Source organism: Enterococcus sp. DIV1089c, from assembly GCF_050530965.1.
Lineage (GTDB): Bacteria > Bacillota > Bacilli > Lactobacillales > Enterococcaceae > Enterococcus_B > Enterococcus_B hirae.
In genome coordinates this window covers 365,155-390,705 of record NZ_CP172888.1, presented here as the reverse complement: position 1 = coordinate 390,705, position 25,551 = coordinate 365,155, and the positions used below count along the sequence as shown (strand labels likewise).

The window sequence follows — 25,551 nt, the reverse complement described above, 5'->3', positions numbered from 1 at the left end:
AAAACGAAATCAAAGGGATATTTCTTTTAATCATTGATAATATCAATTATTTTACATGTCGTTTTCTACGATCCTTGTAAATAATTACCACTAGAAGTGTCAAAATAAGGACACTAGCAACTAACAACAAAGCAGTCTTACTATAGCCATGAAATAACGCTTCGCCTCCACAAGCATAAAGAATCGAGGAAGGAATCACGCCAATCACGATTGATAAAATGATGTCACGAATTTGTAGATTTAACGTCATCGCTGCAAAGTTGATAACGGAAGAAGGGATCACAGGAACCATGTACCCCACCATTACGCCAATTTTGGGATGTTTCATATTGCGGATCGCTGTTACCCAGCGATTGGATTTTTTTGAATGATCAAACAGCTTTAAATGTTGCATTAAAAAAATCGATAACATATTCCCAAAAGCATTACCAGAGACATTGATTAAAGTTCCTAGCAACGGACCATAGCTTAAACCTACCAATACACCGATGACAGAAGTAGGGATACCTGGAACAGCACACATCACGCTGATCAGTAATATCAAAAAGAGCGCTGTCCGAAAGCCATGTGATCGAATCTGATCCAGTAATGCTTGTCGACTGGTCTTGGGATCCAAAAACATTTGGATATCCGTCTGATACTCCAAATATAAACGATAACCAATAAATAGAATCAAAAGGAGTCCAATAATGATTAAGAAAACACGTAGTTTTTTTGTTTTCATTTTTCCACCTGCCTAAAATAATCCATCTTCTATTAGAGTATCACAAAAATAACTATGAGTCTTTTTTATTCATTTTACGCTTTTTATCACATTGGTAATTATTCAGAAGTATGAGAAAAAGAGTCTGGGGAATCACTTTAAAAACGGGTAAACGGTATTCAAAGAGCTGACCTTAGGCGATAAGTCAAAAAATCTCAAAACATGGGCAGCTGTTTCAAAAAATTCTTTCTTATTGTCATTGGAACTACCCGATACTCTCACAACCTCATTTCCACGGTATTCCAAATTCTATCAGAAAATAAGCCGTAGTACACCAAAAATAGGGGATGCTATTTTTGGATTCTCCGGCTTATTTCTCAGAGCTAGACACTTCTGTCACAGCCTCTTCTGTTCATTTATTTTCCTTTTTTATGTGTTCGAAAAAGTCTTTTTTTATTGTTAATCTGGCAAAGAAAATAACCAAAAGGATTCCTAAGATAATTAGATAGGGTATAAATGTAAGTGTTATTTCTTCTAACCCAAAATGATCGAATATTTTTTTTAATAAATAATCACTCAAAAAAACGAGAAAAAGCACACGAAACGTTCCCCAACCTTTCTCATTTGGTAGCATCTCAACCATACCGACAACAACAATAGGTACTCTAAAATAAATTTCATTGAGAGTAAATGAGTGATGCCCTTTCAAAATGAATTCTACACTTCCTATTAAAATAAACAATACAAGAAATACACCTATTATATATCTGGAATCGAACTTTTTCATCATTACACCTTACTTACATTGTTTTATATTCTGTTCCAATAAAAACAGTCTGCGAATCATTCCGCATTTCCCGAACGTATAATCCAATCCAACCGTTCCCATTTGTATGTAATGCTGCTCTCCAGTTCTTAATCTATCATGATATCTGGCGGGCTATGAGTTGGCAATATGCTTAAAAATAAACGACAATGGTCTTTCTCGGCTTCAATTACAATGATAACATACGCAAAAGAACGAAATAATAGATATTTAAGACTTCGAGTCCGCTAAAACAACCTCTCATTACTACCTCACTATCATCCCACTCCTAAAACGAGCTTTTTCTTTCAGAAAATCTTTAATGTTGGAATAAAAAATAACACCTAATCATTAGCTGATTAAATACTATTACCAAATATCTAAGTACAAAATATCTAACGCGTGTTTACCGTCTTCTGAAAGATTATAGTTCTCATCAAAGGATTGAAGGATATGAAAATCTTCAATTTTATCGTAAATCTGCACAACTTCATCATCCGTATAATTACGATCTTGAATAATGACGTTCAATTTAGTTTTCAAAAACTGGATATCTGCAGGGCTTAGCATTTTATAAAGTTCCATCTTTTACTCCTTATTTCTTTTTTAGAGACATTGGATAGACTGTCATCCTTCAAATATTATCAATCACATAAATTATAGAGCCATAATAAAAAAGCATTGAAACCCTATCGTATCAAGGGTCTCAATGCCAACTAATTTCGAAAAATTATTTAACAGTTACAGATGCGCCAACTTCTTCAAGTTTAGCTTTTAATTCTTCAGCTTCTTCTTTAGATACGCCTTCTTTAACTGGTGCAGGAGCTCCGTCAACTACAGCTTTAGCTTCTTTCAAGCCTAAGCCAGTTGCTTCACGAACTGCTTTGATAACTTTAACTTTTTGGTCTCCAGCTGCAGTTAATTCTACAGTGAATTCTGTTTGTTCTTCAGCAGCAGCAGCGCCACCAGCAGCAACTGCAGCTACAGGAGCAGCAGCAGATACGCCAAATTCTTCTTCAATAGCTTTAACTAAGTCGTTAAGTTCTAGGATAGTTGCTTCTTTTAACTCAGCAACAATGTTTTCAATGTTCATTGCCATTATAATTTCCTCCGTTTTAGATGTTCGTATTTTTATTTATGCTATGCGGCTATTAAGCTGCATCTCCATCTTCTTTGTCTGCCACTGCTTTGACAGCGTAAGCCACGTTGCGGACTGGCGCTTGTAGTACAGATAGCAACATAGATAGAAGTCCTTCGCGGTTTGGCAATTTTGCCAATGCTGTGATTTCTTCCAATGAAGATACTTTACCTTCGATGATACCGCCTTTGATTTCTAATGCTTTTGCTTCTTTAGCAAATTCGTCCATGATTTTCGCTGGTGCTACAACGTCTTCGTTACTAAATGCAACGGCTGTAGGTCCAGTGAATACTTCGTCTAAGCCTTCTAATCCAGCTTTTTTAGCGGCACGTGAAAGGATTGAGTTTTTGATAACTTTCATTTCTACGTTTGCATCACGAAGTTGTTTACGTAAACGAGTCACTTCATCAACAGTTAAACCACGGTAGTCAACTACGACTACAGAAGCTGCTGCTGTAAATTTTTCGCTCACTTCATCAACGATTGCTGCTTTTTTTGCGATAATTGCTTCACTCATTTTTGAGTTTCACCTCCTGAATTTTGATGGAAGAGTTTTTACACTTGATCATTGACCAAGTATTGTTCATCATCTATTCACTTTGTTCTTAGTGATTCATCATGCTTCGCTTGAGAGGGAACTTCGCTCACTCTGTTCGCCAAGTATTGTTCATCATCTACTCACTTCGTTCTTAGTGATTCACAATAAAAAAACTCTATGCCACCGTAGACATAGAGGGACTATTGAAAGTATTCAATAAACGTCCTCGGTAGGAAATTAAGGCTACGCCACCTACTGTCTTCGGTACAAGTTAATTATTAACCTCAACTAGCTTAGCATGCTAAACTAGTTGAGTCAAGAATTATTTTTCAGTTGGATCAATCAACGTTCTAATTCAAGAATTAGAAAGAAGCTTGGTCTACATGGATACCAGGTCCAAATGTTGTTGTAACTGTGATATTTTTCATGTATTGACCTTTAGCTGCTGATGGTTTAGCTTTCACTAATACATCATGGATTGTTGCAAAGTTTTCAACTAATTTTTCATTGTCGAATGATACTTTACCGATTGGTACATGGATGTTTCCAGCTTTGTCTACGCGGTAAGTAACTTTACCAGCTTTTACTTCGTTAACAGCTTTTGCTACGTCCATTGTTACAGTACCTGTTTTAGGGTTTGGCATTAAGCCTTTAGGTCCTAAAACACGTCCTAGACGACCAACAGTTGCCATCATATCAGGTGTAGCAACAACTACGTCAAAGTCAAACCATCCGTTTTGGATTTTTTGAACCATGTCGTCGTCACCAACGAAATCTGCACCAGCTGCTTCAGCTTCTTTTGCTTTGTCTCCTTTAGCAAAAACTAAAACAGTTTGTGTTTTACCAGTTCCGTTTGGTAATACTACAGCACCACGAATTTGTTGGTCTGCTTTTTTAGGGTCTACGTTCAAACGGTATGCAACTTCAACAGTCGCGTCAAATTTTGCAATGTTTGTTTCTTTTGCTAAAGCTACAGCCTCGGCAACAGGATAAACTTTACTTGAATCAACTTTTTTTAATGCGTCTTGCATTTTTTTGCTCTTTTTAGCCATTTTGGTTCCTCCTTGATTGTGGTTATAACGGTTGTACCTCCCACGTGTTCTATATCTTTCAATACAGAGCCAACTGAGAAGCTACTTTCTTAGGGTGTAGCGATTATTCTACAGTGATCCCCATGCTTCGTGCAGTTCCTTCAACCATGCGCATAGCTGCTTCGATGTCAGCTGCGTTTAGGTCTTCCATTTTTAATTCAGCGATTTCTTTTACTTGATCGCTAGAAACTTTAGCAACTTTAGTTTTGTTTGGTTCGCCTGAACCTTTATCGATTTTTGCAGCTTTTTTCAATAATACTGCAGCTGGTGGTGTTTTTGTAACGAATGTGAATGAACGGTCTTCGTATACAGAAATAACAACCGGAATGATTAAACCTGCTTGATCAGCTGTACGAGCGTTGAATTCTTTAGTGAATCCCATGATATTGATACCCGCTTGACCTAGTGCAGGACCTACTGGTGGAGCTGGAGTTGCTTTACCTGCAGGAATTTGCAATTTAACGATTTTTTCTACTTTCTTTGCCACGAGACATACCTCCTTAAGTCCGTGATGTGGTTAATTGGAGATGCATATTTCTCCTCCCACGTTTTCACTCATAATCCTTCGATTATCAGTCAAAATAATGCATATGACAATGCACACTGATACATTATAGCAAATATATTCTATTTTTCAAGATTTTTTTCTGATAAATGTTTAATTTATTGCTTGAACCTCTAAAAAAAACTAAAAATCAACAGGAAGTCCACCTCATCTTCCTTCTTTTGTGATACACTTACGCTGAAAAGAAAACAAGCGAAAATACATAAGGTATCACTACCGCTCACTCATTAGTAATTTAGAAATTTCTGCTTTCTTCTATTTAAAAATATAAAAATATTGTTCGATATATTTTCATAGCTATCATTGATGTGTTTCCTAGATTAATGCACGCTTGTGAAATATTTATCTAATTTAACTAATGTAGTTTATGGTTCAAAAATGATGAGGAAACGAGTAAGTGAGCTATACACAGTTCACTTACTTTTGCTGGGGTGTTTATCTATTTTAAAGAGGTGGAAAAATGAAAGAATTAAGATATCGTAGTGTTTTTGACATTATTGGTCCAGTCATGATCGGTCCAAGCAGCTCTCACACTGCTGGAGCTGCTCGAATCGGCAAAATCGTCCGTAGTATTTTTGGGGAACAACCAGATTCTGTAGATATCTATCTTTATGAATCATTTGCAAAAACCTATCGGGGACACGGAACAGACATCGCCTTAGTTGGTGGTTTGTTAGGCATGGAACCAGATGATGAGCGTCTGGCAGATTCACTGCAGTTAGCTTATGAAGCAGGAATGGAAGTTCTCTTTGTGCCTAAGGGTGAAAAAGCAGAGCATCCTAACTCCGTTAAACTATTGTTGAAAAAAGGAAAACGGAAACTTTCAGTCACTGGTATCTCGATTGGTGGCGGAAATATCCAAATCTCGGAATTAAACGGCTTCAAAATCTCATTAAGCATGGGAACACCGACCTTTATCATCGTTCATCAAGATGTACCTGGGATGATTGCTAAAGTAACGAATATCCTTTCAGAAACAAATACAAATATCGGTACAATGACTGTTACACGAGAATCAAAGGGTGAAAATGCCATTATGATTATCGAAGTAGATGATCCACAAGTAGATGACACTATAAGTAAACTAACGCAATTACCGAAGATCGACAGCGTTAATTATTTTGATTAAAGGAGGAAGAAAGATGTTTTTCTCTATTGAAGAGTTGGTTCGCCAAGCAGAAAATTATCCTAGTGTCGCAGAATTAATGATTGCTGTTGAAATGGATATGAGTGGTCGTCCACGAGAACAAATCATTGCAATCATGGAAAAAAACCTCAGTGTCATGGAACAATCCATCGCTGAAGGAAACGAAGGTGTAACGTCTGTGACTGGAATCACTGGCGGCGATGCCCAAAAACTAGCTCGTTACTTAAAAGAAGCCGACTTTTTAAGTGGTGAAACCATTTTGTCAGCAGTCCGCAACGCTATCGCTGTCAACGAAGTAAATGCAAAAATGGGATTGATTTGTGCCACACCTACAGCGGGAAGCGCTGGTGTTGTACCCGGCGTCCTCATGGCTGTCCGTGACCGATTGTCGTTGACCCACGAACAACAGATTGAGTTTCTTTTTACCGCTGGCGCCTTTGGATTAGTCATTGCCAATAACGCCTCCATCAGTGGTGCAGAAGGCGGATGCCAAGCAGAAGTAGGTTCAGCAAGTGCAATGGCCGCTGCCGCTCTTGTCTGTGCAAAAAATGGTACGCCCCATCAAGCAGCCCAAGCTATCGCAATTACGCTGAAAAACATGATGGGTCTGATTTGTGATCCTGTCGCAGGCCTTGTTGAAGTCCCTTGTGTTAAAAGAAACGCCCTTGGCTCTTCTCAGGCGTTCATTTCGGCAGATATGGCATTAGCAGGAATCGAAAGTGTCATCCCACCAGATGAAGTCGTCGCAGCGATGTATCAAGTAGGTCGTCAAATGCCAGCCATCTTTAAAGAAACAGCTGAAGGTGGCTTGGCGGTGACACCAACAGCAAAGCGTTTGACTGAAGATATATTGAATCGATAACCATTACTTGGGTTTATGATCCTTTACTCCCCATGAATACAACTATATTTTAGAGGTTGAGACAAAAGTGTTTATTCGCTTTTAGAGATATGTAGAAGAGACTGAGACAATTTTTGTCCCAGTCTCTATTTTCATCTTAGCTGCACCTTTACGTCGTATCTCACACTGATTGATGCTCTGAATCGTTCATCTTCGATTTTCGTCCTTCTTTTTCTTAATCTCTTCTCAGAATGAAACACTTTTTAATGCCCTCTACTTCATGTTCCAAAGAAACTGGCGCGTGAGGGCATCAACTTCTTTATTCTCATGAAGCATACTATGCGTTACGTTCTCCCCTGTGATCACTTTTTCTTCCACTTGATTTCCATGTTGCTTCAATAACGCATACACTGCTAAAGCGCTGCTTAATGGCACCGTCCCATCACTTAAATCCGTCTCACTCACTTGTCCTGCAATCAGCAGGATTTGTGTAGTAGTTGGCACATTGCCAATAAGTCGTTGGTAGTCTTGATAACGACTAGAAGCTATCGCTGGACCATTAGCTAATTCATCGCTGATACTTTGCCCATTATTTTCTTCAAAGTCATTGAATGGTGCGGCAATTGCCACGAATTTATCCACTTTAGGCAACGTTTGATCTTGTCCATAAGTAGCTAAATACCGAAGACCACTGACGCCCCCCATCGAATGCCCTACCAGATTCACTTGATTGATTCCATACGTCTGTTGCAAATAACTTAAGCAGTCTTTGATCCATTCTGTTTGGTTCCATTCATTATTTTTATTATCTACAAATAGAACTTGGATCATTGGATTATCTGCTTCTTTTGAAAGTTCTCCTTCTGCCTGTACATTGCCATTGACATCAACCGTCAATGTTAATTCTTTTTTCCCACTCTCTGATGATTCCAGGCGCTGGATCATTCCTTTGAATGAATTAACTGTCCCACTATATCCATGGAAAAACAAAGTAGGGGTAGTCGATTGCGTTTCCTTTTCTTTCGTTGCTTGCGTTGTTTCAACTGTTTTAGCAGCTTCAGACGACTGACTTGTTTCTTTTGTCTGACAGCCACTTATAAAAAGAACACTGACCATCAATAAAAAGCCGACGATTCCAGACTTTCTCCAATTTTTCATTGTTTCTCCTTTCTAATTTGATCGATTCTCTGACTAGCATTCTCAATTTTCCACTGACAAATCGGCTCAAATTCCCAACCTATATTAGTGGTTATTCGTGAACGACTTGAAAAAATAAACCGAAATATTGCAAAAATAGGTTAAACAATTTTTGCAAATCTCGGTTTCAATCTTTTAGTCGTGATGCTATCTGATCGTCGCATGGATTTCTATTTAAAAATCCATCCTCAGATAGTTGAATACTTAGTCGATTTTATCTACTTGTTCAAAATCAAGTTCAGTACTTGTTTCACGACCAAACATATCAATATTAACTTTTAGTTTTTCTTTTTCTTCATCTACTTCAGTTACTTGACCTTCTAAGCCTGCAAAAGCACCTTCGATGATCTTGATTACTTCGCCAACTTCGATCTCTAGATCTGTTTGACGAAGACTCATACCGATTGAACGTAAGATGTGACTTACTTCTTCTGGCAATAATGGAGCTGGCTTACTACCTGCACCATGTGACCCTACAAATCCTGTTACACCAGGTGTATTACGTACAACATACCAAGAAGCATCTGTCATAATCATTTCTACTAAGACATAACCAGGAAATGTTTTATGAACGATTTCTTTTTCTTTTCCGTTCTTTACTTCTTTCTCAGTTTCTTCAGGAACAACTACACGAAAAATAAAGTCAGCCATTTTCATACTTTGCGCACGTGATTCGATATTTGCTTTTACTTTGTTTTCATAACCAGAGTATGTATGTAGTACATACCAATTTTTTTCAAAAGATTCCATTAAAGGCTCCTCATTTCGTTGTAAAATAAAAAAACCCCAGTTTCCCGAAGTTTTTCTTCACGTTGATTATAGCACGATATCCTTGCTTTTACTAGCGACTTATTTTAGTAAGTAAGCAAATAAGCTTTGGATCGCTGTGTCCATTACGAAAAACATCACACCAAAGATAATTGATGTTTCAATGACAACTAGTGTGTCTTTGCGTAATTGTTTGCCACTAGGCCAAGTCACTTGTTTCATTTCATCTTTTACACTTTTAATGAATTTCATTGCGGGCCCTCCTGTCCTCTATTTTGTTTCTTTATGTAATGTGTATTGATTACAATATTTACAAAATTTATTGATTTCCAAACGTTCGCCACTTTTTCCTTCACTAACCGATTTGGTATAGTTTCTAGAACCACAAACGGAACAAGCTAATGCTGCTTTCTTCTTTGCCATCCGCTCCTACCTCCTCACTGAAAATCAAAATTATACTCATTTACAGTATCATGGAAAAGATTTTCTGTCAATTCGAGATTGAATAACCTATTGTTTTATAATTAATTATGATATGATTAATTTGAAATTAAGTAAAAATGAGATATATGGAGGTAACTTTATGCTACTAAAAACACTCGTATATAAGAAAAAAGATTTAACAACTGTCACAGAAACTAGTACCTTGGAAGAAGCCTTAGCGATTCTAGAATCCTCTGGTTATCGTTGTGTGCCAATTTTAGATGCTTCAGGAAATATTTTCCGTGGAAATATTTACAAAATGCACATTTATCGTCACAAAGCGAATGGTGGAGATATGACTTTACCCGTCACCCACCTCTTGAAAAATGCAACAAAATTCATTTATTTAGATACTTCATTCTTTAAAATATTTTTTACGATCAAAGAGTTGCCTTATATTGCTGTTCTTGACAATGACAATCATTTCTACGGTATTTTGACCCACAGTACATTGCTAAACATGCTTTCACAATCTTGGAGCGTAGAACAAGGCAGCTATGTTTTAACGATTGCTTCTACTGGAAAACAAGGAGATTTAGCTACGATCGCTAAAATTATCGCAAAACATAGTAGTATCGCAAGTTGCATCACTTTAGATATTGAAAAAGAAGAATACATCCGTCGTACACTGATCACGTTACCTGCACATACAGATCAAAAAGTTTGCGACACGATCGTGAACCATCTTGAAAAGAAAAATTACAAAGTGATCGAAATCGAAAATTTACAAAACCCTGAATAAATGTGTAAAGGATCAGTCAACTTTACGACTTTACGATAGAAAAAAACATACTAAGATTAGAGACTGGGACAAAACTTGTCTCAGTCTCTTCTAGTATCTCTAAAAACGAATAAACGGTGTTCAAACATCAGCTCCTTGAAATAAGCCTGAATTTTTCAAAACATGAGAAGCTGTTTCAAAAAATTCTTTCTTATTGTCATCAGAGCTACCCGATGTTTTCACGACCTCTGATTCACGGTGTTCAAGAAGCAACTCCTCAACAATAAGCGATGATTTTCTAAAATATGAGGAGCTATTTTAAAAAATCCTCTCTTATTCGCTCGGAGCTAAACGCTTCTTTCACAACCTCTAATTTTGCGTAAATAAAAACAGTAGCTAAAGATGAATTTCTTTTAACTACTGTTATCCCTTTTTATAAATATATTTTAACTGATTAACAGGTTTTCCTCTATCTACCTATTGATCGCTATACTCTTTTTTCAAAGTCTAGGGAACGATCCAAGTAATACATCAATGGTGCAGAAATAGCCATAATGATGAACTCACTCAAAGCTAGCGTACCATAAGTTGTCCAAAATGCTTGTCCACCAGTTGGTACCAACATGTACGCAATCAATCCCATACTAATTGTAAAGAAAAGCGTATTTAATGCTAATCTTATTTTGACATTCTTTACTTTATTTTGTAGCAAAGCAGTCAACCCCAATGAAATCAAGGTTTGTCCCCCACCATAGACCACATCTAATATACCAAAACCAAAAAATGCGTTATAGACAATGACGCCACCTAACACGCCCCAAAGTAATTTCCGGTTGAAGACTACTAAGTGATTCAAGCTTTCAGAAATACGAAATTGAATAGGTCCAGAAGAGACTGGTGCCACTAAAATCGTAAGTGCCAAATACAAAGCCATAATAATTCCATTTACTACAACGACCATCAATCGTTGGCGTTCCACCGTTTTTTGCATAAAATATTCCTCATTTCTCCTAGTTTTTTTAATGCGGGATGGTTGATGAACCGCAGCTGTCATAAGCAAGGATTCATTATAGCAGATATCCCCGCGATTTGAAACTGCTCCTACAAAAAACGTTATCTAAATATAAGTCTTTTGCTTCCATGCTATTTATTCAAATCAGGGTGAACTTTACCTCTTATTTATGCACGGTGCTTTTTCAAAATTCCTCTTCTCTGCTATAATAGCCAAGGATAAAAAATAATGTTTGTTTTCTTAGTATCGCTAAGACACAAACCATGTAAAATTAACGATAGAAGTTTCAGTTGCTTGTTCACTAAATGACTAAGCAAAAAATAGTTTGATCATTTTTTCTATTTTAATGAATGAGTGGAATGAGTGAGATTTACTCATCTTCTGAATCAGATGCAGGAGGTAAAAATGAATTTCCATTATTACTTATTGATCAATCCAGCTGCTGGAAGTGGTGCTGGTAAAAAAGTAGCAGAAAAAATGATTCCGCTATTTGCCGAAAAAAAGCTTCACTATTCGATCCAATACAGTGAGTATCCAGGGCATGATGCTAAAATTGCCGAAGAGTTAGCGAAAGAAATATTAGTTGAATGGACAGACGAACCACAAGAAAGCGAGTCTGAATTTTCCCTACTCGTGATCATCGGTGGTGATGGCACACTGCATCAAGTGTTAAATACCTTTTATCAACTAGATGTGGCATTTCCAGTAGCCTATATTCCCGCAGGCTCTGGCAATGATTTTGCTCGAGGGATTGGGTTACCTAGAAATGCCGAGAAAGCATTAGAAAATATCCTAAAGACGAACAAACCTCAAGAAATCAACCTCTTAACTTACGAGGAAAAAGTGAGTGACAAACAAGGTGTAGTAGTAAACAATTTTGGCATTGGCTTAGATGCGGCAATCGTCCATGCTACAAACCACTCTACTTCAAAAACAAAATTAAATAAATATAATTTAGGTTCTTTCGCTTACCTGTTCTCTATCCTACGTGTCTTTTTTTGGCAAAAAGGGTTTCCAATCTTAGTGGACATTGGCGGAAAACAAATCAGTTTTGACAAAGCTTTTTTATGTACTGCAACGAACCATCCTTATTTTGGTGGCGGTGTAGCGATTGCGCCGACAGCAGAAATTGCCAAACCAACGATCGATCTAGTTGTTGTTGAACGAGTGAATTTATTCAAAATCTTGGGAATCATCTTCTTATTACTACAGAAAAAGCAAATGAAATCAAAAAATTTCCATCATTTTACTACTAGCAAATTGCGCATACTATCAACTGTTCCTCAGTATGGTCAAGAAGATGGTGAAGATAGCCAAAAACAACCTTTTGATTTGCAATTAGCTACCAAAAAGCAACTGTTTTGGTGTAACGTGTCACATTGATTTTGCCTATTTTATATAAATTTTCTTCCATGGGTAAGATAACTCCATAAAAAGAGCTGGAGATATTGAAGAGACCGCAAAAGTCAGACTTGTTGGGCTAACTTTTGCGGTCTTTATCTATCTCTTGGCTCTTAAAAAATAAGTAACATTCTCATTAGGAGCGATTCAAGTGAGCCTGAGCCAAAACTTGCCTCAGGCTCTTCTACCTATCTCTAAAAACGGATAAACGGTGTTCAAACATCAGCTCCTTGAAATAAGCCTGAATTTTTCAAAACATGAGAAGCTGTTTCAAAAAATTCTTTCTTATTGTCATCAGAGCTACCCGATGTTTTCACGACCTCTTGCTAAACGGCGTTCAAAAAGCAACTCCTCAACAATAAGCGATGATTTTCTAAAATATGAGGAGCTATTAAAAAAAATCCTCACTTATTCGGAGCTAAACGCTTCTTTCACAGCCTCTTGCTCCATCCCAATCATTGGATCAATCCACTGTTTTTCAATCGCTTCGGTTGTTAAAATATATGTTTTTGGTAGTTGCTCTGTTGGTGCTTCTTCCATCACTTTTGATTCGACAGCCGTTTCGGTTGTGTCTTGTTCTACTGATAAAGTAAAGAGATCATCGCCAACATTTCCCTCCGTTGAATCTACGACATTTTCTTGAGCGGCTTGTTGAGTTGTCTCTGTTTTTACGGGATGAGCAGTTTCTCCTGCCTTGGTATAATTTCCTTCTTCAAAAGGATCATTACCTACGAGGGAATCTTCATAAGCGACAAGCTTCGTCCGTGTAACAAGACTCATACTGTCATTTTCTTCGATCCGTTTCTTCAATGTCGTCATTCGACTAGCCGATTCATTCGCAACGCAAGTAACGTACGCTTGTTCTTCCCCTAGTAGAATCAATAGTTCTTTACTTCTTGTGACAGCCGTGTAGAGAAGATTCCGTTGCAACATCCGTTGGTACTGATGAACCATCGGTAAAATGACCATCTTAAATTCGCTTCCTTGAGATTTATGGATCGAGCAACAATAAGAAAGGGTGATTTTATTCCATTCATTGCGTTTGTAAGTCACTTCATTCGCATCAAATTGAATCACTAATTCATCCACTTTATCTTCTGAATCTTTCGCTAATACGATCCCCGTGATCTCACCCATATCACCATTAAACACATTGAGTTCAGGTGTGTTCACTAATTGTAATACTTTATCACCGATTCGATAAACAGTCTCATTCCAGTGGACTTCTTTCCGCCCCGCACCTCCAGGGTTAAAAATCGACTGCATCATTTTGTTTAACGCATCAATACCAGCTGGTCCACGGTACATTGGCGCCAAGACTTGGATATCTTGTGCAGTGAAGCCTTTATTTTTGGCTTTTTCAACAATCTTTGCGATTAAAGGTTCGATACTATAGGCATCGCTTCGAAAGAAAGAACGATCTTTTTGATTTTGCAAAAAATCACTTGGTAAATGACCTTCTTTGATTTCATGAGCAAGGGGGATAATACTTGATCCGTCTCCCTGCCGATAAATTTGATTCAATTCCACTTTCGGGATTTGGTCAATTCCTAATAAATCATGCAAGACTTGTCCCGGTCCGACAGATGGTAATTGATCTTTATCTCCTACTAAAATCACTTGCATGTTGGTAGGGATGGCTTTAAATAGCGTATTAGCTAGCCATGTATCGACCATCGACATTTCATCGATGATCAACAACCCACCTTCTAATTCTTTCGTACTTACTGAAGGAGATTTTTCTCGACCATTCAAACCTAGTAGTCGATGGATCGTACTGGCAGGTAATCCTGTCGTCTCGTTCATTCGTTTGGCTGCTCGACCAGTTGGTGCAGCCAGTAGGATCGGAAAAATTTCTTGGGTATATTTGTTTGGATCTAATTCTAAGCCATTTAATTCCGCAAACAAATTGACGATCCCATTGATAACTGTTGTTTTCCCTGTGCCGGGACCCCCAGTTAAAATAAATAAAGGTGATCGGATTGCTTCCGAAATTGCTTTTTCTTGCGATTCTCCATATTGGATACCAAATATTTTTTCAATTCGCCGAATGTTTTTCTGCACTTCTTTTTCGTCATAGTTGATTTCTTTTTTTCGACTAAGTAACCGTTGAATCGAGTTACCGATCCCCCATTCTGAGAAATACAGACTATTTTCATAGAGATTGGTTTCTTCTTGTTGGATCTTACCTTCTTCCACAAGTTGAATAATGACCGTCGCCACTTGATCAGGTTGGATCTCAATTGGTCGACTGGTTTCCAAAATTTTGATTGTTTGATGAAGAAGCGTTTCAGCTGGTACATATGTATCGCCAGTTTGAACAGCATGTTGAAAAATCTGATGTAAAACTGCAGCTCGAATCCGTCTTGGTGAATCAGCCGCGATCCCTAATTGTTCTGCAAGATTATCTGCTCTTTTAAAGCCGATCCCTTCCACATCTTCGACTAACTGATAGGGATTTTCCTGGATGATATCTAAAGCTTCATTTTTATATGCTTGATAGATACTAAAAGCTAACTGACTACCAAAGCCATAACGATTCAAGCCCATGATCACTTGATCCATCCCATGGTTCAAACGAATCGTCTCAACGATCATATCTCTTTTGGCCTGATTCAAGCCTGCGATTTGTTCTAATACGGACGGCTCTTCGATGATTTTTTCAATCGCTTCTTCACCTAGTTGCTCCACGATCTTCTCAGCTGTTTTCTTGCCAATCCCAGGAAATTTTTCACTGGATAGATAACCCACGATCCCGTTGACTGTTGTTGGTTTCTCCTGCTCATAGCGTTCAACCTTTAACTGTCGCCCATATTTAGGATGATCGACTAATTCGCCGTAAAAACGATAAAGCTCATTTTCTTGGATCTCACCAAAGCTTCCAGTGACCACAATTTCTTTTTCACGATAGTCAGCTGTTGTTTCAGTGAGCCGAACCAACAGTACTTTATAAAAATTACTTGGATTTTGAAAAAAGATTGCGGCAACTGTACCAACAAAATAAGGCATTTCTTCTGGCTGCATCTTGCCGCCTCCTTTCCAATTAGAGTAATGGTTCTGGTTTTGTCTCTTTTCCTAAAAAGTCAATTTCGTTCCAAACTTTTAGTTCATAAGGCAACAGATTGTTGGGTTCTCCTGTTTCTAAAATCGTCAAACTACTATTATATAAGCCACCCATTTCTCTTAGTTGACTCAGTTTTTTTCCTGTCAACCATTGGATCGCCGCAGTTAATGATGCCCCATGCCCAACAAACAAGATCGGTCCATCATGTAAAGCAACGGCATCAGCCACAACTGTTTCAATACGAGTAATGGCACATTCGATCGCTTCTCCTTTAAAAGGTGTCGGATCATAACGATCTAAGTGGTTACGTAGATTGGGAAGGTTTTCCGGATATCGTTCGTACATTTCATCAATTGATTGACCTTCTAATTCTCCTAAACCCAATTCTCTTAATTTATCAGTATAAATAATTTCGACTGGATGCGCTAATTCTTGGTTGATCCCTTCGGCTGTGTCACGGGCACGCTTAGCGGTACTTGAATAGATTGCTTTAAATGGTACATACTTCACTTTTTTACCAAATGCTTTGATTTCCTCATAGCTTTCAGGTAAAAGTGGTGAGTCGCCTTGGCTTCCTTGAAAACGGCGTTCGAGATTCCATTGTGTTTTTCCATGTCGGGTAAAATATAATTCCATTTATATCGGACTCCTTATAGGCTCATTTAGACAAAGATGATGCTACTATTTTATAAAATTTGTTCCTTAAAAACAAAGAACTCCTTCAATAAAAAGTCCTTGTGATTATTCGTATTGAATCAGAATACTTTGAAAATGACCTCTTGATAAACGGTATTTTCCAAGTTGATTCTGTGCATTAAGTCCAAACCAAGTAAAACATGAAAAGCTGTTTTTCTTTGTTTCTCCTTAATGCTTAAATCAGAGCACTTGAAAGATGACCTCTAGTCTAGTTTATCATTTTCATAATGGTGCGTTAACTCTAAATTAGGAAATCCTTGTTGGCGCAATGCTTCATAGACGATCATTGCAGCCGTATTTGAGAGATTCAATGAACGGACATGTTCGTCATTCATTGGGATTCTTAAACATTTTTCTTCATTTTCACGCATAAATTCTTCAGGTAATCCTGTTGTTTCCTTGCCGAATAAAAAGAAATGGTCTTCTCCATCAGCGAAATTTTCGTCACTATATACTTTATGGGCAAACTTCGATACCAAATGAAGTTTACGTTCCCCTAAATAAGCCATAAAAGCATCTAAATTTTGATGATAGGTAATATTGACATCGTTCCAATAATCCAATCCTGCACGTTTTAGATGTTTATCATCTGTTGAAAATCCTAACGGTTCAATCAAGTGCAAGGGCGTATTGGTTGCTGCACAAGTTCGGGCAATGTTTCCAGTATTTGCTGGAATCAATGGTTCAAATAAAACGATATGGTTCATTAAGATCCATCCTCTCATCTATATGTTAACTAACTAGTAGTGATTTTGGCATAAAAAAAAACGTATCAACTCGGTGTCAGTCACTGCGAGTCGTTACGTTAGTGAAGCTCTTCTCACTAACTTTTATCAGAACAGGAACCTGATAAAAACCAATGAAAAAACAACTTGTCGTTACTATATCATCAACAAACTCTTTTTGCAACCTTTAGAAATGAATAATTTCATTGCAATCGTTTTCTCTTATTTCCTTTTAATAATTCTACGTCAATTGTAATCTTTTTCAAAGGATTCTGGTACACACGCTCTTTGACGTCTTGATTGACTTGCCATTCGAGCGGAGACATCGCTAACAAATCTTGCCGATTTTTTTCTGGGATATCAAATTCGTAAGTAACACGCCGACGTTCAGTCAATTCTAGGGACTCCGCAAACTTAGCCACCACTCGTTCATTTGAATACTGTTGTTTCTCAGGCTGGTCTGGATAAAACGCTTGGCGTAATTCTTTTAAATAATCTTGTTGCGGAACGATTTTCAAGACTTCCCCATCATCGGTTAGCACACGTTGAAATTCTTTATAGTGAGAAGGCGAAAAAATATTTAGAATCGTAGTAAATGTTTGGTCTTCAAAAGGAAGATTGGTTAAATCTGCTACACACCAAAACGCCTCGACCGGCTGAGCAGTAGCCGCATAAACACCTTCTTTAGAAAGATCAAAACCTACGGCCTTTTTCAATGGTTGCAGTCGTGCTAATTCATTTAAAAAGCTTCCTTCGCCACAGCCAACATCTAAAACCTCTGATCCCTGCGATACTTGTTGTGCTAACAAGTCGATGACAGGCTGATACATCCCTGCTTGGATCATTCTACGTCTGGGATCAAACATACTCTGATCATATTCCGTTTTTACCCCATGAGATAAAAAGTAAAGCGTGCCTTTTTTGGATAAGTCGAAGCGATGGTTCTGATGACAAACCAAACCGTTCTCAGTGACTGCTACTCCAGCATGGCAAAGTGGGCATCGGAACAACTGTTGATTTCCCTTTAAAAATTGGCGACCTTGATCAATTTTTTTTAACATTTTTTTTGCTCATTTCTTGTTTTAATCGTTGAATATTGCTTTATTCCCTTTTCATCTTACCGTTAGAAGAAAACTTTAGCAACTACAAAAAATATGGTACAATTTTAGAAGAAGAAGGCGAATGATAAAGGAGCAGGCAAATGATCAAAGAATTTTGTGCAGAAAATTATACTTCCATCCCTCTAGCAATTGCTAAGGGAGCGAACCGGATCGAATTATGCGATAACTTAGCTGCTGGCGGAACCACACCTAGCACCGGAGTGATCGAAGAAGTTTTAAGCTATGCCAATGAAAAAGAAGTACCTGTAATGACAATTATCCGACCACGAGGTGGCGATTTTGTCTACAATGATATTGAATTAAAGATCATGCATACTGATTTAATCGAAGCAAAGAAATTAGGTACAGATGGCGTAGTTATAGGCTGTTTGACTCCTTCAAATTGGATTGATGAAGAGGCAATGGAATTATTGATCGAAACCTCAGAAGGTCTACAAATCACGTTCCACATGGCTTTTGATTGTATCCCGCAAGAACGGCAATTTGAAGCAATTGATTGGCTGGTTGAACACGGTGTAGACCGTATTTTAACTCATGGTGGAGATGCGAACGCACCAATTGAAGCCAATTTTGACCATTTAAAAAAATTGATTGCTTATGCTGACGGACGTCTGATCATCTTACCTGGTGGCAAGGTCGATTACAAAAATGCAGAACATGTTGCCAAAGAACTAGGCGTGAATGAAGTTCATGGAACAAAGATCGTTTCATTCGACTAAATTTTTTCTAGTAATAATAAAAACGTAAGAAGCAAGTTGATTACTTTGCTCCTTACGTTTTTTATTTTTATCACAGACTTGTTGCACCATCTCAAAAGGAATGGCTACATAAAATACCCCATAAACAATGAAGCGATGTTGAAATAGATCAAGACACTAGTCAAATCACTCAAGGTGGTAATAAAAGGACCACTAGCCACGGCAGGATCAAACCCTAAGCGATCCATCAACATCGGAATCAAGCTTCCTGCCAAGTTGGCTACAGTAATCGCAAATAACATGGCAATCCCAATTACAAAGCCTAAAATAAAGTTATGCTTCCAAATTCCTACAATCAAAAAGATCGTCAAGCCAGTGATTGCCCCTGTCACAAGTCCTGTGAGTACTTCAGCTAGAATCAAACGGACAAAACCAGCATCTTTGTCGTCAGAAACAGCCAAACGGCGAACTGCAACCGCCAATGATTGGGTGCCAGCATTCCCCGCAGTTCCGGTGATCAACGAAATGAAGACGGCTAAAATACTTGCTTCACTCACCAGTTCTTCGTAATGGCTGATCAACGAAGCCGTAGACATCCCTAAAAATAATAAGGTGATCAACCAAGGAAGACGTCTAGCAGCTGACTTCACGGGATTTTCATTGATTTCCTCAACATTGACCCCTGCCAAACCAGAATAATCACTTGCAGCCTCATCATCAATAACATCAATAATATCATCAACTGTTACGATCCCCAGTAGATGGTCATCGTAATCTGTTACGGGTAATGCTAGAAAGTCATAATCACGAAAGGTTTGCGCGACATCTTCTTGGTCATCTCCCACATGGACGGATAACACACGTTCGCTCATCAAATCAGAGATCATTGCATCATCATCATTAACGATCAAATCCCGCAATGAAATAACTCCAACCAATTGTTCTTCTTGATTGACGACATAGATATAGTAAATGGTTTCAGCTACATCTGCTTCGTTTTTTAAGACATACATCGCAGAACGAACCGTTTGATTCGCCACGATCGAAACAAATTCTGTCGTCATGATCGCGCCAGCTGTTTCATCTTCATAGTGTAATAACTCTTTGATTTCACTAGCATCGTCAGTAGTCATTAAACTTAAATATTTAGCGACTTGTTTTTTATCTAAGGTATTTAGCAAATCTACCGCATTATCGGTATACATCTCTGAAAGCATTTCTGCAGCATAACTCGGACGCATTTCAGCTAAATACTCTTTCATATATTCATTGTCTTCTTCAATCACATCAAACATATCTGCCAATTCTTTAGGAGATAAGTAGGAATAGATCAGTTGACGATCCTCTTCGTTCAGAGATTGATAGAATTGCCCCTGCTCGTAAATATGCATTTCCAGGAAACTGTTTCTAAATTCCTGTAGGTTATTTTCTCTTAAATCCTGTAGTAACTGGGCAAATCGTTCCTCTAGTTCTTGATTTTCATCCAACTCTATCTCACCTCACCCTAACTTTCAAAATGCTGGAGAACAGTCGCCATATCTTTAGCCAAAGGCTGTTTAAATTCCAATCGTTCCTGTGTAAAAGGATGATCAAAACGCAGGTCGTAACAATGTAAAGCTTGTCTTGCTATTCCAAGATCCATACGCCCACCATACATTTCATCTCCTAATAGCGCACAGCCAATTTCTGAAAAATGAACTCTGATTTGATGGGTTCTCCCCGTATGCAGTTGGATATCTACCAAAGCAACCTCTGCGGTGTTTTTCGTTAACCAATATTCGGTTTGTGCGCTTCGCCCAGCTGTCGAAACCATCCGTTTCAGTAAAGAAGATTGGTCTCTCGCAATTGGAAGGTCAATCCAGCCGTGGGGTGCCAATTTAGTTATTTCGCCACTCACAAGTGCTTGGTATTTCTTCACAAATCGTTTTTCTCGAAGCTGTACATCTAACTTTGCATGAGCAAAGCCATGTTTGGCAAACAACATCAACCCAGAAGTATCCCGATCTAGTCTTGTCACCACATGAATGACTTGATTTTCGTAACCTTGTCGTTTGTAATAAGCTTTTACTCGATTAGCCATCGTATAGTTTGGATGATATTGTGCTGGAATCGAAGAGACGCCAGCTGGTTTATTCACAACTAAAAGATGTTCATCTTCGTAAACGATCTCGATCGGTGTTTCATCTAAAAGCACCGTTTCATGTTCGCCTTCTGCCGGAATGACAATCGTTACCTTATCATTGTACGATAGAGAAAACAAGACATTTTCAGTTTGACCATTTACTTTGATCTCGCCACCTTGAAATTTGATTTTCGCTAACAAACCTTTAGAAATTCCTTTTTCTTTTAAAAAATATTTTATCTGCTGCGGATGATTTTTTTCATACGTCCACACAAATTCCATGTTATCCCTCACCAATAAAGGAATCTTTTACACGATGCCAAAAATGCATATGGCGATAAGAAGCAAAATGAATTCGCTCTTTTGCAATGCGATAATAGATGGAACGAATATTCGATTCCTTAATATCCAATTGGTCGACTGTAACAAGATAATCCTCTGTATTTTCTAATTTGATTTCCAGCCATTCGTCTTGTGCGATGACCATAGGCGAACCGAGTGTACGAAAGACTCGATTATTTAATGAAGCAATTTCAGTTAACTGAAAGGCATTGATACTCGGATGAATAACTGCCCCGCCGATACTTTTATTATAAGCGGTTGAACCTGTTGGCGTAGACACAGCCAATCCGTCCCCTCTGAAACTTTCAAACAATTCATTTTTGATATATACATCGGCAACCATCGTCCGATTTGATCGTTTAATCGTGGATTCATTCAAAGCCAAGAAATGTTTTGCCGGCTTATCATCTAAATAACTGATCTTTATATCGAGCAAAGGATAACTTACACTTTGTTCTTGATTGGTCTGTAAGCTATTGACTAATTTTTCCAATTCATAGTCACGCCAATCCGTATAAAAACCTAAGTGCCCTGTATGGACCCCTAAAAAACGAACTTCATTTAATAGATGGCTATACTTGTGAAAAGCGGACAATAACGTCCCATCGCCACCTACGGAAATCACTAAATCGGGGCGTTGTCCGTCGATTTGAATAGCCGATTGTGTCAAAAGAGCTTTCAATCGTTCGGTAACTTCAATTGTTTTCGCTTCTTGGTTATGAACGATCGCTACTTTCATCCGTGACCTCCTCTTTTTTCTCTCGATTTAATACGGTACGATAGTAAACGTCATCTCGTTTTCCTCTTCCATGGGAAAATAGACGTTGAGCTTCTTGGATTTCTTCCCGAATATTGGACATTTCTTCGTCCAATTGATAAGCCGCTTCTGCCGCACGTTGGAGTCTTTCACTCATTTCTTCAGGAAACACGCCTTGATATTTATAGTTCAATGAGTGTTCGATTGTCGCCCAAAAGTTCATAGCTAACGTCCGGATTTGAATTTCAGCTAAAATTTTCTTTTCGCCACTGATCAACTGAACAGGATACTCAATCACTAAATGATACGAACGATACCCACTGGCTTTTTTATTTGTAATATAATCTCTTTCTTGAATCACTTTCATATCTTTTCTTTTACGAATGATATCTACTACTTGGTGGATATCTTCTACAAACTGACACATGATTCGTAATCCAGCAATATCAGACATTTCTTCTTCTAAACGGCTCATCGGAATATGACGCAGCTGTGATTTTGTCACAATGCTATCGACTGGTTTGACTCGTCCAGTAACAAACTCAATCGGAACATGTCGGTTTTGTTCTCTGAATTGCTTACGGATCCCGCGTAACTTTACTTTTAATTCTGATACTGTTTGTTCATACGGTGCTAAAAACTCTTCCCAATCTCGTTCCATCGCTGATCCCTCTACTTCGTTAACATTCTTTTCTATTTTAACATATAAATGAAGTTTTTTTGTACCTCTCGGCTTTTTGTATTGACCAAAAAGGAAAAATTAGGCAGAATGAATGAAAGGGGCGATCATTATGTCTGAAATGTTAGAAATTGAATACAAGTCCATGCTGACGCAACAAGAATATAGTCAATTGATCCAGTATTATCAACTAAAACCAGAAGATTTTACGGTTCAAACGAATATCTATTTTGATACACCAGATGGACAGCTAGCACAAAAAAATTGTGGATTACGCATCCGATTACTTGAAGATCGGGCAGAATATACACTAAAAACACCTGCAAAAGAAGGAAAACTTGAAACCACTGATACTTTAAGCAAAGAGGAAGCACTCTCTTTCATTGAGCAACGTCAATTACCACGTCAGGGTGCTGTTTTTCAAAAATTGTTAGAATTGGCTGTTCCTTCGGATGAATTGGGTAAAATTGGAGACATTACTACCAAACGTGCGGAATTTCACATTGAGGAAGGTCTTTTAGCGATTGATGAAAGTTTTGGAGAACAATTACATGATTTTGAACTGGAGTTAGAAGTATCTGATGCTACTCTTGGTAAATCTGCCTTTTTAGCGTTTTTGGAAAGACATTCTTTCCCTTATCGACCAGCTAAAAATAAAATTCAACGGATGCTAGCAGCGAAAAATTAAAGTTCTATCATTTTCACAAGGCACTTGAGTTCATTTTTTATCGTTTTTCTGTTAAGTTATACGTTGTGAATAAAAGAATTCACGAGTTGTATAGAATCTATTTTGGGGGAGATTCATATGATCGAAATTTATTTATTTGTTAATCCTTTGGGGAAACATTGTTTTACACTAGAACAACAGTTATTACAATTTATTGAAGAAGAGTACGGAAAAACATCCAAAGAAAAGATGCAATTTCGTTTACTGCCTTTAGTTAATTTGCAGACAATTGGGGATGTCATGCAACGTAACGGAATTTCTCAAAACGACCTCGTTACGCGTAACCACTTATTTTCAACTACCTATTCTGCTGCGTTAGACTGTAAAGCGGCACAGTTTCAAGGTAAGAAAAAAGGACGTCAATTTTTGATCAAAATGCAAGAAGCTGTAGGTTGTAATAAAGTACCGTATTCTCCAGAACTTGCTGAATCACTTTTTGCAGAAGTCGGCGGCGATATCGAGATGTTCAAAGAAGATCGTCAATCCGAGTTTGTTAAAGAAGTTTTTTTCTCTGATCAAAAAATTGCTCGAGAAATGGGCATCACCAAACATCCTTCTGCTGTAGTGTATAACTACTCCTGTGAACAAGACTTTGGTGTCTTAATTGAAGGCACAAATACAGTCCGAAAAATAAAAGAACTTTGTAAGACTAAAAATGATTCTTATCAAATTTTTGATGGTGAACATTTACATACAAATGATTCTCGCTTACAACCAGGAAGTAGCCATTTATATTTACTCTCTAACTAATGATGTCAAGAACCATTCGTTTCACTAACTAACCGTTTTTCAAGTACTTAGATCACTAAGTATTCGAAAAACGGTTATTTGGTGCTTGTAGAAAAATATGGGAATCTTTACCAACATGGACTAATAGCACATCGTCTGAGGTTGAGATAAAAGTGTGTAGCATCAAGAAATAAGAAAGAGTTTTTCGAAAAACGACAAAAAGCAATCGCATCCTTCAGAAAATAGCTGATGCCATTTTCGACCGATACGACTGCTTTTTTTAATGAGACTGGGACAAAACTTGTCTCAGTCTCTACTAGTATCTCTAAAAACGAATAAACGGTGTTCAAGAAGCAACTCCTCAACAATAAGCGATGATTTTCTAAAATATGAGGAGCTATTTTAAAAAATCCTCTCTTATTCGCTCGGAGCTGAACGCTTCTTTCGCAGCCTCTTGCTAAACGGTGTTCAAACATCAGCTCCTTGAAATAAGCCTGAATTTTTCAAAACATGAGGAGCTGTTTCAAAAAATTCTTTCTTATTGTCATCAGAGCTACCCGATGTTTTCACGACCTCTGATTCACGGTGTTCAAAGAGCTGACCTTCGGCGATAAGTCAAAAAATCTCAAAATATGGGAAGCTGTTTCGAGATTTCCATCCTTAATGCTCCTGCGATTACTCGTCGCAGTTTTTACTTGGTGAGCGCTCAGGTCAAGTCACTCTTTTCACGACCTTTTGTTCACGGTGAGACAAAAGCAACATCTTCGGAAAATTTGCCGAAATTTACCAAAAATTTGAGAAGCACCAAGTAGGTAACAATCAACATCAAAAACTAGTTTTTGTGTTTCTTGTCAATTTTCGGAAATTCCTTCTTATTTCTTGATGCTACACACTATTCTCTCAACCTCTTTCAGATTAGTTTGCTAGTGCTTCAACGATTGCTTCGTTAAATGCTGGAATATCATCAGGATTTCGGCTAGTAATCAAGCCTCGATCAATTACCACTGGCTCATCCTTCACGACGGCACCGGCATATTCGATATCTGGACGTACCGTATCATAAGCTGTCATTGTCCGTCCTTCAGTTAAACCTGTTTGAATAAATAATTGTGGACCGTGACAAATTGCAAATAACGGTTGATCATTTTTTAAAAAGTAAGAAACAAAATCAACGAATCGTTGATCTGCTCGTAATTGATCCGGTGAAAATCCCCCTGGTATCAATAGCGCATCGAAGTCTTCAGGAGAAACATCTGCAATACTTTGTTCGACTGTGAATTCTGCGCCTTTTTTTCCTTTGATTGTTTGATTTCCTTCAAACCCAATCAAAGTCACTGTATGTCCAGCTTTTTCTAGTGCTTCTTTCGGTGACGTTAGTTCCACATCTTCAACTAAATCTGTAACGATTGCTGCAACTTTTTTTGCCATTTGTTCTCTTCCTTTCTTATCGCTTAATTCAAGCCTAAAGGAATTTATTCAAG

Annotated in this window: 28 protein-coding genes and 1 other annotated feature; of the genes, 7 read left to right on the top strand and 21 right to left on the bottom strand. The window is 37.9% G+C overall.

The window, feature by feature from the left end; all coding sequences use genetic code 11:
- Positions 1–46: 46 nt before the first annotated feature.
- The 7 genes from IGL30_RS01855 to rplK all read right to left on the bottom strand — a co-directional run bounded on the left by IGL30_RS01855 (position 47) and on the right by rplK (position 4,762).
- Complete coding sequence (locus IGL30_RS01855) at positions 47–724, bottom strand: TVP38/TMEM64 family protein (protein WP_010720092.1); 678 nt, start codon at positions 722–724, stop codon at positions 47–49.
- 391 nt (positions 725–1,115) lie between these two features.
- Complete coding sequence (locus IGL30_RS01850) at positions 1,116–1,493, bottom strand: hypothetical protein (protein WP_430618487.1); 378 nt, start codon at positions 1,491–1,493, stop codon at positions 1,116–1,118.
- A 384-nt stretch (positions 1,494–1,877) separates the two neighbouring features.
- Complete coding sequence (locus IGL30_RS01845) at positions 1,878–2,093, bottom strand: Spo0E family sporulation regulatory protein-aspartic acid phosphatase (protein WP_081127692.1); 216 nt, start codon at positions 2,091–2,093, stop codon at positions 1,878–1,880.
- A 145-nt stretch (positions 2,094–2,238) separates the two neighbouring features.
- Entirely contained in the window at positions 2,239–2,607 is a 369-nt protein-coding gene (gene rplL, locus IGL30_RS01840; protein WP_010720148.1) for a 50S ribosomal protein L7/L12, read from the bottom strand.
- 52 nt (positions 2,608–2,659) lie between these two features.
- A complete protein-coding gene (gene rplJ, locus IGL30_RS01835) occupies positions 2,660–3,163 on the bottom strand; it encodes a 50S ribosomal protein L10 (protein ID WP_010720149.1) in 504 nt (167 codons plus the stop codon).
- Positions 3,164–3,341: 178 nt separating this feature from the next.
- Positions 3,342–3,467: a sequence feature (ribosomal protein L10 leader region), on the bottom strand.
- Positions 3,468–3,546: 79 nt separating this feature from the next.
- Entirely contained in the window at positions 3,547–4,236 is a 690-nt protein-coding gene (gene rplA / locus IGL30_RS01830) for a 50S ribosomal protein L1 (RefSeq protein ID WP_088745408.1), read from the bottom strand.
- Between the two features lie 103 nt (positions 4,237–4,339).
- Positions 4,340–4,762: a 50S ribosomal protein L11 gene (rplK, locus tag IGL30_RS01825; RefSeq protein WP_010720151.1), complete on the bottom strand. Its 423-nt coding sequence runs from the start codon at positions 4,760–4,762 to the stop codon at positions 4,340–4,342.
- A gap of 538 nt (positions 4,763–5,300) precedes the next feature.
- On the opposite strand from rplK, the gene sdaAB reads away from it, so the two are divergent.
- Together sdaAB and sdaAA are read left to right on the top strand one after the other, a co-directional pair.
- Complete coding sequence (sdaAB, locus tag IGL30_RS01820; protein WP_010720152.1) at positions 5,301–5,969, top strand: L-serine ammonia-lyase, iron-sulfur-dependent subunit beta; 669 nt, start codon at positions 5,301–5,303, stop codon at positions 5,967–5,969.
- A gap of 13 nt (positions 5,970–5,982) precedes the next feature.
- Positions 5,983–6,849: an L-serine ammonia-lyase, iron-sulfur-dependent, subunit alpha gene (gene sdaAA / locus IGL30_RS01815; RefSeq protein WP_010738508.1), complete on the top strand. Its 867-nt coding sequence runs from the start codon at positions 5,983–5,985 to the stop codon at positions 6,847–6,849.
- A gap of 252 nt (positions 6,850–7,101) precedes the next feature.
- Here sdaAA and IGL30_RS01810 read toward each other — a convergent pair whose 3' ends face one another.
- The 4 genes from IGL30_RS01810 to rpmG all read right to left on the bottom strand — a co-directional run bounded on the left by IGL30_RS01810 (position 7,102) and on the right by rpmG (position 9,216).
- Positions 7,102–7,986 (bottom strand): alpha/beta fold hydrolase, encoded by an 885-nt coding sequence (locus IGL30_RS01810; protein ID WP_088745409.1) that lies wholly within the window; start codon positions 7,984–7,986, stop codon positions 7,102–7,104.
- Between the two features lie 243 nt (positions 7,987–8,229).
- Positions 8,230–8,775, bottom strand: a complete 546-nt coding sequence (gene nusG / locus IGL30_RS01805) for a transcription termination/antitermination protein NusG (protein ID WP_010720157.1) — start codon at positions 8,773–8,775, stop codon at positions 8,230–8,232.
- 99 nt (positions 8,776–8,874) lie between these two features.
- Positions 8,875–9,045 carry a preprotein translocase subunit SecE gene (secE, locus tag IGL30_RS01800; RefSeq protein WP_010720158.1) on the bottom strand — a complete coding sequence of 57 codons (171 nt, stop codon included), beginning with the start codon at positions 9,043–9,045 and terminating at the stop codon, positions 8,875–8,877.
- A gap of 18 nt (positions 9,046–9,063) precedes the next feature.
- A complete protein-coding gene (gene rpmG / locus IGL30_RS01795; RefSeq protein ID WP_002294578.1) occupies positions 9,064–9,216 on the bottom strand; it encodes a 50S ribosomal protein L33 in 153 nt (50 codons plus the stop codon).
- A 160-nt stretch (positions 9,217–9,376) separates the two neighbouring features.
- On the opposite strand from rpmG, the gene cbpA reads away from it, so the two are divergent.
- Positions 9,377–10,018 (top strand): cyclic di-AMP binding protein CbpA, encoded by a 642-nt coding sequence (gene cbpA / locus IGL30_RS01790; RefSeq protein WP_010738510.1) that lies wholly within the window; start codon positions 9,377–9,379, stop codon positions 10,016–10,018.
- Positions 10,019–10,484: 466 nt separating this feature from the next.
- Here cbpA and IGL30_RS01785 read toward each other — a convergent pair whose 3' ends face one another.
- Entirely contained in the window at positions 10,485–10,988 is a 504-nt protein-coding gene (locus IGL30_RS01785; protein ID WP_010720160.1) for a QueT transporter family protein, read from the bottom strand.
- A gap of 426 nt (positions 10,989–11,414) precedes the next feature.
- Between IGL30_RS01785 and IGL30_RS01780 the strand changes: the two genes are divergently transcribed.
- Complete coding sequence (locus IGL30_RS01780) at positions 11,415–12,392, top strand: diacylglycerol/lipid kinase family protein (protein WP_123875096.1); 978 nt, start codon at positions 11,415–11,417, stop codon at positions 12,390–12,392.
- A gap of 426 nt (positions 12,393–12,818) precedes the next feature.
- Here the strand turns inward: IGL30_RS01780 and recD2 are convergent, their stop codons facing one another.
- From recD2 to IGL30_RS01760, 4 genes are all read right to left on the bottom strand, one after another.
- Positions 12,819–15,434, bottom strand: a complete 2,616-nt coding sequence (gene recD2, locus IGL30_RS01775) for an SF1B family DNA helicase RecD2 (RefSeq protein ID WP_088745411.1) — start codon at positions 15,432–15,434, stop codon at positions 12,819–12,821.
- Between the two features lie 19 nt (positions 15,435–15,453).
- Positions 15,454–16,110: a histidine phosphatase family protein gene (locus IGL30_RS01770; protein ID WP_010738514.1), complete on the bottom strand. Its 657-nt coding sequence runs from the start codon at positions 16,108–16,110 to the stop codon at positions 15,454–15,456.
- A 263-nt stretch (positions 16,111–16,373) separates the two neighbouring features.
- Complete coding sequence (trmL, locus tag IGL30_RS01765; RefSeq protein ID WP_010720164.1) at positions 16,374–16,877, bottom strand: tRNA (uridine(34)/cytosine(34)/5-carboxymethylaminomethyluridine(34)-2'-O)-methyltransferase TrmL; 504 nt, start codon at positions 16,875–16,877, stop codon at positions 16,374–16,376.
- Positions 16,878–17,098: 221 nt separating this feature from the next.
- Complete coding sequence (locus IGL30_RS01760; protein ID WP_088745412.1) at positions 17,099–17,956, bottom strand: methyltransferase domain-containing protein; 858 nt, start codon at positions 17,954–17,956, stop codon at positions 17,099–17,101.
- A gap of 140 nt (positions 17,957–18,096) precedes the next feature.
- Here IGL30_RS01760 and IGL30_RS01755 point away from each other — a divergent pair, with 140 nt between their 5' ends.
- Positions 18,097–18,735: a copper homeostasis protein CutC gene (locus IGL30_RS01755; RefSeq protein ID WP_088745413.1), complete on the top strand. Its 639-nt coding sequence runs from the start codon at positions 18,097–18,099 to the stop codon at positions 18,733–18,735.
- Between the two features lie 104 nt (positions 18,736–18,839).
- Here IGL30_RS01755 and mgtE read toward each other — a convergent pair whose 3' ends face one another.
- Genes mgtE through IGL30_RS01735 form a run of 4 tightly spaced genes read right to left on the bottom strand, consistent with a single transcriptional unit; the run spans position 18,840 to position 22,596 of the window.
- On the bottom strand, positions 18,840–20,201 hold the full coding sequence (mgtE, locus tag IGL30_RS01750; protein ID WP_010720167.1) for a magnesium transporter: 1,362 nt from the start codon (positions 20,199–20,201) through the stop codon (positions 18,840–18,842).
- A 17-nt stretch (positions 20,202–20,218) separates the two neighbouring features.
- Positions 20,219–21,118, bottom strand: a complete 900-nt coding sequence (locus IGL30_RS01745) for an RluA family pseudouridine synthase (RefSeq protein WP_010720168.1) — start codon at positions 21,116–21,118, stop codon at positions 20,219–20,221.
- A gap of 1 nt (position 21,119) precedes the next feature.
- On the bottom strand, positions 21,120–21,917 hold the full coding sequence (locus tag IGL30_RS01740) for an NAD kinase (RefSeq protein WP_123875097.1): 798 nt from the start codon (positions 21,915–21,917) through the stop codon (positions 21,120–21,122).
- Positions 21,895–22,596 carry a GTP pyrophosphokinase gene (locus IGL30_RS01735; protein WP_010720170.1) on the bottom strand — a complete coding sequence of 234 codons (702 nt, stop codon included), beginning with the start codon at positions 22,594–22,596 and terminating at the stop codon, positions 21,895–21,897. The genes IGL30_RS01740 and IGL30_RS01735 overlap by 23 nt, the downstream gene beginning before the upstream one ends.
- A gap of 130 nt (positions 22,597–22,726) precedes the next feature.
- Here IGL30_RS01735 and IGL30_RS01730 point away from each other — a divergent pair, with 130 nt between their 5' ends.
- Both IGL30_RS01730 and IGL30_RS01725 read left to right on the top strand, forming a co-directional pair.
- Positions 22,727–23,302, top strand: coding sequence for a CYTH domain-containing protein (locus IGL30_RS01730; RefSeq protein WP_025480558.1), 576 nt, complete (start codon positions 22,727–22,729; stop codon positions 23,300–23,302).
- A 117-nt stretch (positions 23,303–23,419) separates the two neighbouring features.
- A complete protein-coding gene (locus IGL30_RS01725) occupies positions 23,420–24,091 on the top strand; it encodes a ClpXP adapter SpxH family protein (RefSeq protein WP_088745414.1) in 672 nt (223 codons plus the stop codon).
- A gap of 894 nt (positions 24,092–24,985) precedes the next feature.
- Here the strand turns inward: IGL30_RS01725 and IGL30_RS01720 are convergent.
- Positions 24,986–25,498, bottom strand: a complete 513-nt coding sequence (locus IGL30_RS01720; protein ID WP_010738518.1) for a type 1 glutamine amidotransferase domain-containing protein — start codon at positions 25,496–25,498, stop codon at positions 24,986–24,988.
- Positions 25,499–25,551 lie beyond the last annotated feature (53 nt).

What these genes read in the sequence shown, in the direction of transcription:
- IGL30_RS01855 (WP_010720092.1), bottom strand. Translation starts at nt 724, where the DNA reads ATGAAAACAAAAAAACTACGTGTTTTCTTAATCATTATTGGACTCCTT.
- IGL30_RS01760 (WP_088745412.1), bottom strand. Translation starts at nt 17,956, where the DNA reads ATGTTAAAAAAAATTGATCAAGGTCGCCAATTTTTAAAGGGAAATCAA.
- IGL30_RS01735 (WP_010720170.1), bottom strand. Translation starts at nt 22,596, where the DNA reads ATGGAACGAGATTGGGAAGAGTTTTTAGCACCGTATGAACAAACAGTA.
- cbpA (WP_010738510.1), top strand. Translation starts at nt 9,377, where the DNA reads ATGCTACTAAAAACACTCGTATATAAGAAAAAAGATTTAACAACTGTC.
- IGL30_RS01745 (WP_010720168.1), bottom strand. Translation starts at nt 21,118, where the DNA reads ATGGAATTTGTGTGGACGTATGAAAAAAATCATCCGCAGCAGATAAAA.
- IGL30_RS01845 (WP_081127692.1), bottom strand. Translation starts at nt 2,093, where the DNA reads ATGGAACTTTATAAAATGCTAAGCCCTGCAGATATCCAGTTTTTGAAA.
- IGL30_RS01755 (WP_088745413.1), top strand. Translation starts at nt 18,097, where the DNA reads ATGATCAAAGAATTTTGTGCAGAAAATTATACTTCCATCCCTCTAGCA.
- IGL30_RS01780 (WP_123875096.1), top strand. Translation starts at nt 11,415, where the DNA reads ATGAATTTCCATTATTACTTATTGATCAATCCAGCTGCTGGAAGTGGT.
- IGL30_RS01740 (WP_123875097.1), bottom strand. Translation starts at nt 21,917, where the DNA reads ATGAAAGTAGCGATCGTTCATAACCAAGAAGCGAAAACAATTGAAGTT.
- rplJ (WP_010720149.1), bottom strand. Translation starts at nt 3,163, where the DNA reads ATGAGTGAAGCAATTATCGCAAAAAAAGCAGCAATCGTTGATGAAGTG.
- IGL30_RS01770 (WP_010738514.1), bottom strand. Translation starts at nt 16,110, where the DNA reads ATGGAATTATATTTTACCCGACATGGAAAAACACAATGGAATCTCGAA.
- IGL30_RS01810 (WP_088745409.1), bottom strand. Translation starts at nt 7,986, where the DNA reads ATGAAAAATTGGAGAAAGTCTGGAATCGTCGGCTTTTTATTGATGGTC.
- rplA (WP_088745408.1), bottom strand. Translation starts at nt 4,236, where the DNA reads ATGGCTAAAAAGAGCAAAAAAATGCAAGACGCATTAAAAAAAGTTGAT.
- IGL30_RS01785 (WP_010720160.1), bottom strand. Translation starts at nt 10,988, where the DNA reads ATGCAAAAAACGGTGGAACGCCAACGATTGATGGTCGTTGTAGTAAAT.
- IGL30_RS01730 (WP_025480558.1), top strand. Translation starts at nt 22,727, where the DNA reads ATGTCTGAAATGTTAGAAATTGAATACAAGTCCATGCTGACGCAACAA.
- IGL30_RS01850 (WP_430618487.1), bottom strand. Translation starts at nt 1,493, where the DNA reads ATGATGAAAAAGTTCGATTCCAGATATATAATAGGTGTATTTCTTGTA.
- rplL (WP_010720148.1), bottom strand. Translation starts at nt 2,607, where the DNA reads ATGGCAATGAACATTGAAAACATTGTTGCTGAGTTAAAAGAAGCAACT.
- IGL30_RS01725 (WP_088745414.1), top strand. Translation starts at nt 23,420, where the DNA reads ATGATCGAAATTTATTTATTTGTTAATCCTTTGGGGAAACATTGTTTT.
- sdaAB (WP_010720152.1), top strand. Translation starts at nt 5,301, where the DNA reads ATGAAAGAATTAAGATATCGTAGTGTTTTTGACATTATTGGTCCAGTC.
- trmL (WP_010720164.1), bottom strand. Translation starts at nt 16,877, where the DNA reads ATGAACCATATCGTTTTATTTGAACCATTGATTCCAGCAAATACTGGA.
- IGL30_RS01720 (WP_010738518.1), bottom strand. Translation starts at nt 25,498, where the DNA reads ATGGCAAAAAAAGTTGCAGCAATCGTTACAGATTTAGTTGAAGATGTG.
- nusG (WP_010720157.1), bottom strand. Translation starts at nt 8,775, where the DNA reads ATGGAATCTTTTGAAAAAAATTGGTATGTACTACATACATACTCTGGT.
- secE (WP_010720158.1), bottom strand. Translation starts at nt 9,045, where the DNA reads ATGAAATTCATTAAAAGTGTAAAAGATGAAATGAAACAAGTGACTTGG.
- sdaAA (WP_010738508.1), top strand. Translation starts at nt 5,983, where the DNA reads ATGTTTTTCTCTATTGAAGAGTTGGTTCGCCAAGCAGAAAATTATCCT.
- recD2 (WP_088745411.1), bottom strand. Translation starts at nt 15,434, where the DNA reads ATGCAGCCAGAAGAAATGCCTTATTTTGTTGGTACAGTTGCCGCAATC.
- rpmG (WP_002294578.1), bottom strand. Translation starts at nt 9,216, where the DNA reads ATGGCAAAGAAGAAAGCAGCATTAGCTTGTTCCGTTTGTGGTTCTAGA.